This is a genomic window from Pseudoclavibacter endophyticus, assembly GCF_008831085.1.
Lineage (GTDB): Bacteria > Actinomycetota > Actinomycetes > Actinomycetales > Microbacteriaceae > Pseudoclavibacter > Pseudoclavibacter endophyticus.
Genome location: NZ_WBJY01000001.1, coordinates 1,968,059 through 1,979,211 on the forward strand (window position 1 = coordinate 1,968,059; position 11,153 = coordinate 1,979,211).

Consider the following 11,153-nt stretch of genomic DNA (forward strand, 5'->3'; position numbering starts at 1 on the left):
CGAGAGCTCGCGCTCCCGCGGCCGGGCGCACCTACACCAGCACGACGCCGTCGAACACCTCCACCTCGGGACCGATCTCGGCCAGGCAGACCGCGGCGTCGTTCCGCGTGCGAAGGACCTCCAGGATGGCGCGCGCAACCGTGTCGTTCTCGCGGAACGCGACCGCATTGGTGCGCGGCCGCGAGAATGCGCCGACGAACGGCGCCGACGTGTATGCGCCGATCGCGAACCGTCGCGGGTGCGCCGTCCCGTCCGGGCGCACGATGCGCGAATCGCTGCTGCGCACCTCGATCCGCCCGGTCGAGACGACATCGCGCCCGTCATCGTGCACGTGGACCTTGCCGACGCCCGAGTCGACGAGGTCGCGGAGCGCCGCATTGAGGCTCGTCTCGGCGTCGGCGTCGGGAAGCCAGGCGTCGATGAGTGCGGATGCTCGCACCGGCTCGGCGAGGTGGGCGCCCGTCGCGACGAATGCGGCATCCCGGCGCTCGCCATCGCCCTCGTCCAGCACGATGCGCACGTCGCCGCCGAGGAACTCCACGATGCCGGCCTCGGACAGTGCCAGGAGCTCCTCGAGCCGGTGACCTGGCGGGCCAGACGCCACGTAGCTGAAGAAGTGGTGCCACTGGCCGTACATCGTCGCGATCGAGCGCGCCGTCCAGTTCGGGTGATCCGTCACGTCGACGAGGGCCATGTAGGCGTAGAGGAGGCTGAAGAACATCGCCGTCGTGGCGCTCTGCTCCGGCGACGAACGCCGGTAGAGGTCGTCGCGCACGTACTCGCGCAGCGCCTCCTGCAGGGTCTCGTGATCCGCGAACTCGCGGCCGGCGAGGGGCCGGTCGAACGCCGCGAGGTCGAAGCGGTCGCGCGCATCCGGAATCGCCGCCGCGACCGCCCGCCGCACCTCGTCGCTGTCGGCCCGGTGCGCGTCCAGCACCGCGACGAGGTCGTCGAACGAACCCCGAGTGCGCTCGGGGTGACCCGTGAACAGTTCACGGGCGACGCCGTACAGCAGCTCCTTGTGGATGAGCGGCAGGAGGTCGTCGCGGAAATCGACGCGGGCCGGCCGATCGAGCAGCTTGGCCAGCGCTCCCGCCGTCACGTACCGGCAAGAAGGCACGTCGCCGGCGAGTGGCGCGGTCGGCTTGGCGTGGTACGGCACGCCGCGCCGGGAGCCGATGAGGATGCGTGGCTCAAGGCCGGAGGGCACGTAGCGAAGTCGTGTCGGGCCGAGCTCCGGCGCCGGCTCGTAGCGGCCGCCGCGCCCCTCGCCGAGCAGCACGAGCAGGTCGATCGCGGCGAGTCCCATGCCGCGCACGAGCACGGGCTCCCCCGGCATGAACCTCGCCAGGTCGGCGTCGGCCGTGTAGGCCGGCTGCTGGTAGGCGAGGCCGTGTTGCTCGGCGAACTCGAGCAGGGCCGCCGACTCGGCGCTCGGCTCCGACTCGGTGTGCCCGAGGGCATACAGCACGACGTCGGTCGTCATGCTCGAGCCGTCGGCGAGGTGCACGCGCTGGGTGCCGTTCGCCTGGTCCATGACGGCCGTGACCGAGGTGGGGTGGATCATGATGCGCGAGCCGGCCGCGAGCTTCGCGGCCGCGCGGCGGAAGAACCACGACAGGTAACGCTCTTGAAGGCGACGCGTGGGGAACGATCCCGGCCCGAGCGCCTCGAGCTCTTCGGCCAGCTCCGGCTCGGCCTCCCGGTCGAGGTCGACATCGTCGATCGAGCCGTCCCGCACGCCCTCCGCCCATTCGACGAGCGAGGGGCCGGGGGCGACCGGACCCTCAATCGTCGAGGTCTCATCGGTGAACATCGTGACGTCGGCCGCGAGCGAGTTCAGCTTGAGCAGGCCTGACTGCTCGTCTCGCCAGATCTTGCCGCCCCCGACGGGATGGGGGTCGACGAGATGAACGACGAGCGGCATTGACCCGTATTCGGGGTGGTTCTCGACGAAGCGCTCGAGCCAGCCGACACCGCGGGGCCCGGCGCCGATCACGGTGACGCAGCGCGACCCCCGCCGCGGGTCGTGGTCGATGAGGCGGATGGTGCCGGTCGGCATGACGCTCCTGTCGGTGGTGGGGTACCGGTTACGGTAGGCGATGGGCCTGCGCCACTAGGCGTTCAGCCAGGTCGCCACCAGGCTATTGAGTCGGGAGTCGGCCCCGAACTGCAGGCCCTGCACCTGCTCGCTCGAGCCGATGATGGTCGTCAGCTCATGCACGGGGACGTAGTACGCGTTCGAGGCGATGTACTCCTGGATCTCGGCGTACTTCCCGTCGCGTTCCGCGGGCTCGGCGGCGGCGAGCGACTCGTCGAACATCGTTGCCAGCTCGGCGTCGTCGATATGGAAGTTGTTACGCCCATCCGGATCGAACTGGAATCGCAGTGCGTCCGGGTCGGCAAGCGAGAAGTTCGCCCAGGCGAGGTCGAAATCGCCGCCCGCGGTGCGCTCGAGGTAGTCGGGCACAGGTCCGCCCACGAGCTCGATCTCGATGCCGATCGCCGCGAGCTGCTGCTGCAGCAGTTCGAGCGAGGTCTGGTTCGGGCCGAAGTTGGTCATCCAGGCGAGCGTCAGGCTCAGGCGCTCGCCATCCTTCTCTCGCACGCCGTCGGACCCCGCGACCCAGCCGGCCCCATCGAGAATCGACTCGGCCTCCGCCGTGTCGAACGTGTAGTGCTGCGACTGGTCGGCCCAGCCGGGTGTCGTCGAGCTGAGCGGGCTCGTCCCGACGGCGAAGAGCTCGCCGAGCGACGTATCGACGATCTCTTGCGGGTTCGTGGCGTGAGAGATTGCCTCGCGCACGGCCGGGTCGGACACGATGTCGCTTCCGAGATTGAAACCGACGCCGAAGAGCATGCCGGGGTTGCCGCGCGACATCACGTTGTAGCCCTGGCCCTCGAGCGTCGGCACGTCGATGGGCTGGATGCCGCCGGCCACATCGACCTGTCCGCTCGCCAGGTTGCCGGTGCGGTTTCCCGCCTCGGGCACGATCTGGAAGGTGACCGAGTCGAGGTAGGCCGCCCCGTCGTTCCCGAGCGAGGCCGGAGCCCACGCGTAGTCGCCGCGCTTCTCGAGCACGGTCGACACGTCGGTCGTGTACGAGCCGAGCGTGAACGGGCCGGTCCCGACGACGGCCTGCCCGTCATTGCGTTCCTCGTAGGGAACCTCGAGCGTCGCGGCCCCGACGATACCGAGCCCGACGATCGCCGTGGCGTTCGCGAAGCCGGAGTTCGGGGTCGAGAAGACGACCTCGGCCGTGTGCTCGTCAATCACGTTCGTGGCCTCATAGCCGTCGAGGAACTGGAACGCGTACGACTGCGCTCCCGCCTCGACAATATCGTCGAAGGTGCCCTTGACCTCGTTGGCGGTCAGCGGCGTCCCGTCCGAGAACGTGACGTCGTCGCGGAGGTGGAACGTGTAGACGGTCGCGTCGTCGTTGACCTCGTACGACTCGGCGAGCCACGGCTCGAGTTCGTTCGTGTCAGGGTTCTGGTAGAGCAGTGAGTCGACGAGCTGGCGCGTGACATACCAGGTGTCGTTGCCCGCGCCGTTGCCGGACGGGTTGAGGTTCGTGGGGTCGTTGCCGACCGCGATCGTGAGGTCGCCACCCGCGACGGGGTCGCCGACCGGGGCGTCGTCGGCGGCGCTGCCTCCCTGGCAGCCCGTGAGCGCGAGCGCGAGGGCCGAGGCGGAGGCAACGGCGGCGAGGGCTGTTCGGCGCAGCGAGCGTCGTGGTGTCGTCATCGTGGTGATGTTCCTTCTGCCCGGCGAATCGGGCGATGTGGTGATGCAGGGGAAGACATGTGGAAGGGCCGCGAGCGGCGGTCAGTCGACGGCGGCGAGCCTGGAACCGGGGATGGCGTCGATGAGCGTCCGCGTGTACTCGGCCTGCGGCTCAAGCAGCACGCGGTCGACGGGCCCGGTCTCGACGAGGGAGCCGAAGCGGAGCACGCCGACACGATGGGCGATCTGCCGCACGACGGCGAGGTCATGCGAGATGAACAGGTAGCCCACACCGACGCGCCGCTGGATGTCGACGAGGAGGGTGAGGATCTGATGCTGCACCGAAACGTCGAGCGCCGAGACGGGCTCGTCGAGCACGATGAGTTCGGGCTTGATGGCGAGGGCTCGCGCGATCGCGACGCGCTGGCGCTGCCCACCGCTGAGCTCGGCCGGTCTGCGGTCGGCCGATTCGGGCGGCAGGGCGACGAGCTCGATGAGCTCGCGCACCCGGGCGTCGCGCTCGGCCCGCGTCCCCTCCCGAAACGCGTCGAGCGGGTCGCGGATGATCTGCGCGACCGTGAGGCGCGGGTTGAGCGATGCGTACGGATTCTGATGCACGATCTGGGCCCGGCGGCGGAACGCTCGCCTCGCGCTCCCCCTGAGCGCTGCGATCTCGACGCCGTCGAACGTGACCCGGCCCTGCGTCGGCGTCTCGAGGCCGAGCACGAGCCTGGCCGTCGTCGACTTGCCCGACCCCGACTCTCCGACGAGCGCGAACGTCTCGCCACGTCGCAGTTCGAAGCCGACGCCGTCGACGGCTCGGAAGGAACCGCCGCCATCCCGCACGTCGAAACTCTTGACGAGGTCCGTCGCGACGACGAGCGCATCCGGCGCGTCGGCGTCCCGCCCCGGCGCTCCCGCCGGTGCGTCGATGGCACGTGGCAGCGGGGCGGCCATGCCCTCCGTCGTGTGCAGCGACGGGGCGGCATCGATGAGGCGGCGCGTGTAGGGGTGCTGTGGCGCGAGCAGCACCTGCGCCGCCTCGCCGGTCTCGACGATGCGCCCCTGCGACATCACGGCGATACGGTCGGCCCGGTCGGCCGCGACTCCCAGGTCGTGGGTGATGAGCAGCATGCCCATGCCGAGCTGCTCCTGCAGCGCGTCGAGGTGGTCGAGCAGCTGTGCCTGCACCGTCACGTCGAGTGCACTCGTGGGTTCGTCGGCGAGGAGGAGGCGCGGTCTCGCGATGACCGCGATGGCGATGAGCACCCGCTGCCTGAGGCCACCGGACAGTTCGTGGGGATACTGGCGCGCCCGGAGCTCCGGGTCGGGGATGCCGGCCTGCGCCAGTGCCTCGACGGCGGCGACGGCTGCCGACCGGCGATCGGCCAGCCCGTGAATCCGCAGCACTTCGCCCACCTGGTCGCCGAGGCGCTTGACCGGGTTGAGGCTCACGGTCGGGTCTTGGGGTACGAAGCCGATCTCGCGTCCGCGGACGGCACGCAGCTCGCTGTTCGACGCGTTCGCGAGGTCGACACCGCCGAACCGGATCGCGCCCGCGGGGATCTCGGCGCTCGCAGCGAGCATCCGGATGATGGCGTGCGCGGTCGTCGACTTGCCGGAGCCCGACTCGCCCACGATCGCGACGGTCTCCCCCGCTGCGATCGACAGCGAGACGCCGCGAACGGCGTCGACGTGGCCGCGCGACGTGCGGTAGCGCACGTGGAGGTCGTCGAGTTCGAGCAGCGGGGCGCCGGAAGCCCCGTCGGCGGAGAGCCCGGCGCCGGATAGCGATGGTCCGGTGCCGCGCGCAGATTGGGTTGCGTTGATCATCGGTTGCGCACCCCCTCCGCGTCGACGGCTCTCGCGAGGCGGTTGGCGGACAGGACCGTCAGCACGATCGTGAGGCCGGGGAGCGTTGTGAGCCACCAGGCGGTCGCGAGGTAGTCGCGTCCTCCGGCGACGAGCGTGCCCCACTCGGGCGTCGGCGGTTGCGCGCCGTACCCCAGGAAGCTCAGCGCCGAGACGGCGAGGATCGCGGTGCCGAACTCGAGGGCGGCGAGCACGATGACGGGACCGAGCGAGTTGGGCAGCACGTGCCTCCGGAGCGTGCGCAACCAGGTGTTTCCCGACGCGTGCGCCGCCTCCACGTACAGGCTCGATCGCACGCGGAGCACCTCGGAGCGCATGATCCGCGAGACCGAGGCGATCGAGCCGATGCCGACGGCGATCGCGACGTTGAGCGTACCGACGCCGAGCGCGGCGATGAACGCCAGCGACAGCAGGATCGCCGGGATCGACAGCAGCACGTCGGCGATGCGCATGATGATGTCGTCGACCCACCGACCGACGAATCCCGCGACGATGCCGAGGACCGAGCCGATGATGAGGCCGACCGCGACCGCGAGCAGCGACGACATGAGGGTGAGCGCCGTGCCGTGGATCACGCGCGTGAAGAGGTCGCGTCCCGTCTGGTCGGTGCCGAACCAGTGCGCCGGCGACGGCGACTGCAGGTGCTCGGACGGCACGCCCGTGAGCGGGTCGCCCGGGGCCAACCACTGCGGCGCCAGGGCTGCCGCGAACATGAGGGCGAGCCAGGCGACCGCGAGCAAGACGGAGGGGCGGCGGGCGATGCCGCGCACCCGGCGTCGCCAGACGGCGCCCCGGTCGCTTGTGAAGCGGTCGTCGAGTTCGCGCGCCTGCTGGTGCGTCGCCTCGTCGGCCGGCGAGACACCGCGTGCCGCGGAGGTGGCAGGCTCGCGCGATTCGGTGAGCGTCAACTCGGTCATGCGGTCGTCCCTTCGCGAACGGGGGCCGGCTCGGCAGCCCCGGCGGCCCGTCTCCTGCTCGCGGCGTGAACGATTCTCGGGTCGAGGAGCGGATAAACGAGGTCGACGATGAGATTCGTCACCGCGAACACGACCCCGGCGAGCAGGACGACGCCGAGAACGACCGGGATGTCCTGGCCGCCAACCGCGGTGGCCGCCACGCGCCCGATGCCGGGGCGGCTGAAGACGGTCTCGGTCACGACAGCGCCCCCGATGAGCTGCCCGACGATGAGGCCCAGCATGGTGAATGCGGGAAGCGCGGCGTTCTTGAGCGCATGACCGAATACGATGCGGGTGCGATCGGCTCCCTTCGCGAGGACCGTGTCGACGTAGGGCTCGCGCAGGGTGATGGTGAGGCTCTTCGACAGCAACTGCGCGAGCATCGCCCCCGTCGGCACCGCGAGCGTGATCGCTGGCAGCACGAGCGCCGCGGGCGTCCGGTCACCCATCGCGGGGAAGATCGGCAGGCCGAAGGAGAACCACTGGATCAGCATGAGCCCGAGCCAGAACGCGGGGATCGCGACGCCGAGCGGGGGCAGCGCGAGCAGCACGTTCGCGAGCCATCGGTTGCGCGTGAAGTTGGCGGCGACCGCGACCCCCGCTCCGCCGATGACGGCGAACAGCAGACCGAGGGTGGCGATCTGCGCGGTCGGCCACAGGGCCTCGCCCACCAGCTCGCCGACTGGCCTGCCCATTGCGAACGACGTGCCGAGGTCACCGACAAACACGCCGCCAAGGCGCTGGAAGTACTGCACGAGCAGGTTCTCGTCGAGCCCGTACTGCTGGCGCAGCGCCTCGAGCTGCTCGGGCGGGTAGTTCTGCGCGTCAGGCCCGAGGATCAGCGAGACGGGATCACTCGGCAGCGCGAACAGGACGAAGAACGCCACCGTGTAGGCCGCCCAGACGACGAAGACCGCCTGCACGAGCCGCTTGGCGACGTACACCAGTGTCGGGTTCACGCGTCCTCCTCCGTCTTCTCGGCCCCGGCGCGGGGCATCCGGCCGATGCCTCCGACGCGCGCGAGTTCGATAACGGTGACCCGTCGACAAACCGGGAGCAACTTTGTGACGAAATGTGTGCGCCATCATGAAGTCGTGCAGCTGACGTCATGATGACGCCGCGACGCTATCGACGCCGCGATGTCACGGCGCCGGTGGCGGCACATCGCCGCCGGCGTCGTCACGATGGGCGCGAATGGCCGCGGAGGTGTGCGCGAGCTGGTTCATCGCGAGCAGCAGCTGTACCTGCACGTGAGCGCCACGCAGCATGCGCGTCGCGACCACATCCCTGCTCGGCTTCCAGGTGTCCTGCTCGCTCGTCGCGCCGCCCTGCCGCGCTGGACGCCCGCCCGCCACGGCCCGGCTCGGCTCCGCAGTGAAACGCCGCACGACCTCGATATCGCGCTCGGCGATCTCGGCGAGCGACGCCGCGTACTGTGCGAGACGCTCGGCGGGGATGGCGAACCCGGCGGCTTCTGCGACGTGCAGCGCCTCGGCGAGGGCATCGCGCGCGACGCTCGCCACGTCCGGCCAATCCGCGCCCCGTACGACCTCGCCGACGAGGTCCGCGTGCCGTGCCTCGACCGGCGCTTCGGGTCGGCGGAGACCCGTCGCGATGAGCTGGCAGGCTTCCATGATGCCGAGGACGGGCGCGCGTTCGTCATCGATCATCGATGTGAGCCGCCGCACCTCCGCGATCGACAGGTCGAAGTGGCCGCGCAGGGTTCGAACGAGCTCGACCCGCTCGACGTGCGGCGTGCCGTACTCGGCCGTCGTCTGATTCCGCAGCGTCCCCGGCGGCACGATCCCCTCCCGGATCCAGTACTTGATCGTCGCCGTCGAGGCGCCGGTCCGCTCGGCCAGCTGTCGGAGCTTCATCGTCCGCCCTTCCGGATCCGTGTCTTGGAGAGTGGAACGCCCCGTTGCTCGCCACGGTGCGCTTATTGGATAGTGACTCTATCTTGTCTGGTATGGAATTCAGCGCAGTCGTGATCCCGGTCCACGCGATCGCCGCATCCCTCGTGGTCCTGCTGGCCCCGGTGAATCTCGTCCGACGACGACGCGACCGGGCGCATCGCGTCATCGGCCGGACGTGGGTGCTCGCGATGTACGTCACCTGCGTGAGCGGCATGTTCATCTACTCGCTCACGGGCGGATTCACCGCCTTTCACGCGCTCGCGATCTTCACCTTCCTCACGACAACGCTGGGCGTCGTCAACATCCGGCGCGGCCATCGCCGCGCTCACGTCGGCAACATGGTCGGCGGCTGGCTCGGCGCCCTGGTCGCCGGCGGCTTCGCCGCGTTCGTGCCGGCGCGGGACATCCCGATGTGGGCGATCGGCACGCCCTTCCTGTTCTGGTCGATCGTCGCCGGCATCGTCGTGGGTGCCACGGCGTGGGTGTGGTTCGTGCTCGCCTACGCGGGGCGCGGTCAGGTCGGAGGCGCCCGGGGCCTCGCAGCAGGCTCGGAGGGCGGCGGGACCGGCCCGGCGCCCGCGGAGGATGTCCACCGAAAGGTCATCGAAACGTTGTAGCCGCAACTGTCGAATTGCGATGATGGAGGCATGAACCCTCCTCGCTGGCTCACCCCCGACGAGCGCGAGACCTGGCTCCGGTTGACCGCCGTGCTGCAGCTCCTCCCGGCCGCGCTCGATGCCCAACTCCACGGTGACGCCGACTTGACACAGTTCGAGTACATGGTGCTCGCGATGCTGTCGGAGGCCGACGGCCGCACCTTGCGCATGAGCGATCTCGCCGCGCACACGACCGCGACGCTTCCGCGACTCTCCCGCGTCGTCGCCGGTCTCGAGGCCGCCGGCTACGTGCGGCGCACGCCATGCGAGGCCGACCGACGCGCGACCAACGCGACGCTCACCGAGTCCGGCTACGAGAAGCTCGCTGCGGCCGCGCCTGGGCACGTCGGCGCGGTCCGCCGGTTCGTCATCGATCCCCTCACGCCCGCACAGCTGCAGCACCTCGGCAGCGCGCTCGGCTCAATGCTCGAAGCGCTGGACCCCGACGGCCGGATGCTCGCCGGCGCTCGTCTCGCCGACGCCGGCCACGGCAGGGAGCCGCACGATGCGGCGCTACCGCTCCCGCGTCTCGCGGCACCCGCCGCCCGTGCGCTCAAGGGCGCGGGCTACACGTCGCTCAACGACCTGGCCGGCGCGAGGACGGCGACGCTCCTGCAACTGCACGGCATCGGCCGCAGCGCGCTCCGCGCGATCCGAGGGGCGCTCGAAGCGGCCGGCCTCGAGCCGCTCGACGACCGGCCGCTCGGCGACCCGCCCCAGTGACGCGGCGCCGAAGGAAGCGGCCAGCGACGGCCGTACCTCAGGCCAGCGACGGCCGTGCCTCAGGTGGCCGGGATCACCCCGTTCGTGTGCAGCACCCACTTCAGGGGGTCGAGGCAGCGGAACGGCGCGATGCCGTGCGGATTCAGGCGCTGGCCGTCGGGCGATTCGCCGAGCGCCGAGACCGCGAAGAACTGATGCTGGATCGGCACTCCGCTCTGCGGATTCTCCATAGCGAGCACGACGCCGCCGCCCCCGAGTTTGTAGAGCAGGCTCTTGACCTCCTCATTCAGCAGCAGTCCGTCCGTCGCCGCGTACGCGCCCGTGTCTTCGCTGGGGTCGCGCAGAAAGGCGGCGCCGGCGTTCGACATGATGCCCGACCATTGCACATCGTCGACGTTCCGCAGCGCGTGCAGCGCGTCGAACTTCGACAGCACGACCGCCACCTGGGGAGAGCGCCTGCCAACGAGACGCTGCAGATTGCCGAGGACGGTGAGGGGGTCGCCGCCGACGCGAAGCTGAGCGGGGATGAGGTCGACGAGCTTCTCGCGGATGTTCGCGACCGCGAGCGGATCGAACATGAAGAAGATCGCGTTCGCGTGCGCGAGGAACTGCAGGTGACCGGCTTCCGCCGGCGGGCGTTCCATCTCTTCGCCTGCGATGTCGCGGATCGCGAGAAATCGGCGCTGACCGCCGATCATGCCGAGATCGAAGACGAGCGGCGCCCCCTGATACGCGTTGTCGGTGATGGCGGCCGGCGTCGGCCCCATGAGGCCGCGCTCGGCGAAGAGCGGCGTCTCGTAGACCCGCTCATAGGTGTCGCGGGTGCGCGCGTCGGCGAACCCCACGACCGTGTGCCACTGCAGCGCCATGCGCTGCAGCTGCTTGATGAGCACCGCGATGAAGACGCTCTTGCCGGTCGCACGCGCCCCGTTCATCGCCACGCACACGGTGTGGCCGCCTCGCCACCCCTCGATGAGCCCCCAGTGGCAATGCGGGCACGCCTCGCTCAGCGGCTCGGCGCACGAAGGGCAGTCGCCGGCGATCGGCGGGCGCCAGGTCGGGTCGCCCGGCGGGGCCGTCGCCACGAGCACTTTGCCGCGCTTCACCGGCGTCGGGGAATAGCGGCTCGCCGCCTGGTCCGGGTACTTCGTGCAACGGGGGTTCTCGCAGACCCACGCGTACTGCATCGTGGGCAGCAGCTGGAAGCAGTTCGGGCACTTACTCAACTGCGCACCTCACAACTCGGCACCTCTCATCTGAGCTTCCCTCGTGTGGGCATCCCTCGTCTCGGAACGCTCTCACC

General features: G+C 70.2%; 9 protein-coding genes. 2 read left to right on the forward strand and 7 right to left on the reverse strand.

Features of this window, described 5'->3' with window-relative positions:
• Nucleotides 1–31 precede the first annotated feature (31 nt).
• From F8O04_RS08850 to F8O04_RS08875, 6 genes are all read right to left on the reverse strand, one after another.
• Nucleotides 32–2,062, reverse strand: coding sequence for an FAD/NAD(P)-binding protein (locus F8O04_RS08850; RefSeq protein ID WP_158028865.1), 2,031 nt, complete (start codon nt 2,060–2,062; stop codon nt 32–34).
• A gap of 54 nt (nt 2,063–2,116) precedes the next feature.
• Entirely contained in the window at nt 2,117–3,748 is a 1,632-nt protein-coding gene (locus F8O04_RS08855) for an ABC transporter substrate-binding protein (protein ID WP_158028866.1), read from the reverse strand.
• 81 nt (nt 3,749–3,829) lie between these two features.
• Nucleotides 3,830–5,560, reverse strand: a complete 1,731-nt coding sequence (locus tag F8O04_RS08860) for a dipeptide ABC transporter ATP-binding protein (protein WP_158028867.1) — start codon at nt 5,558–5,560, stop codon at nt 3,830–3,832.
• Nucleotides 5,557–6,516, reverse strand: coding sequence for an ABC transporter permease (locus F8O04_RS08865; RefSeq protein ID WP_158028868.1), 960 nt, complete (start codon nt 6,514–6,516; stop codon nt 5,557–5,559). Before F8O04_RS08865 ends, F8O04_RS08860 begins: the two co-directional genes overlap by 4 nt.
• Nucleotides 6,513–7,514 carry an ABC transporter permease gene (locus tag F8O04_RS08870; protein ID WP_225734930.1) on the reverse strand — a complete coding sequence of 334 codons (1,002 nt, stop codon included), beginning with the start codon at nt 7,512–7,514 and terminating at the stop codon, nt 6,513–6,515. The genes F8O04_RS08865 and F8O04_RS08870 overlap by 4 nt, the downstream gene beginning before the upstream one ends.
• Nucleotides 7,515–7,697: 183 nt before the next feature.
• Nucleotides 7,698–8,432, reverse strand: a complete 735-nt coding sequence (locus F8O04_RS08875; protein WP_158028870.1) for a MerR family transcriptional regulator — start codon at nt 8,430–8,432, stop codon at nt 7,698–7,700.
• Nucleotides 8,433–8,524: 92 nt separating this feature from the next.
• Here F8O04_RS08875 and F8O04_RS08880 point away from each other — a divergent pair, with 92 nt between their 5' ends.
• Both F8O04_RS08880 and F8O04_RS15230 read left to right on the forward strand, forming a co-directional pair.
• Nucleotides 8,525–9,088 (forward strand): DUF2306 domain-containing protein, encoded by a 564-nt coding sequence (locus F8O04_RS08880; protein WP_158028871.1) that lies wholly within the window; start codon nt 8,525–8,527, stop codon nt 9,086–9,088.
• Between the two features lie 30 nt (nt 9,089–9,118).
• A complete protein-coding gene (locus F8O04_RS15230; protein ID WP_158028872.1) occupies nt 9,119–9,850 on the forward strand; it encodes a MarR family winged helix-turn-helix transcriptional regulator in 732 nt (243 codons plus the stop codon).
• A 59-nt stretch (nt 9,851–9,909) separates the two neighbouring features.
• Here the strand turns inward: F8O04_RS15230 and F8O04_RS08890 are convergent, their stop codons facing one another.
• Nucleotides 9,910–11,076, reverse strand: coding sequence for a TRAFAC clade GTPase domain-containing protein (locus F8O04_RS08890; RefSeq protein WP_158028873.1), 1,167 nt, complete (start codon nt 11,074–11,076; stop codon nt 9,910–9,912).
• Between the last annotated feature and the right edge of the window lie 77 nt (nt 11,077–11,153).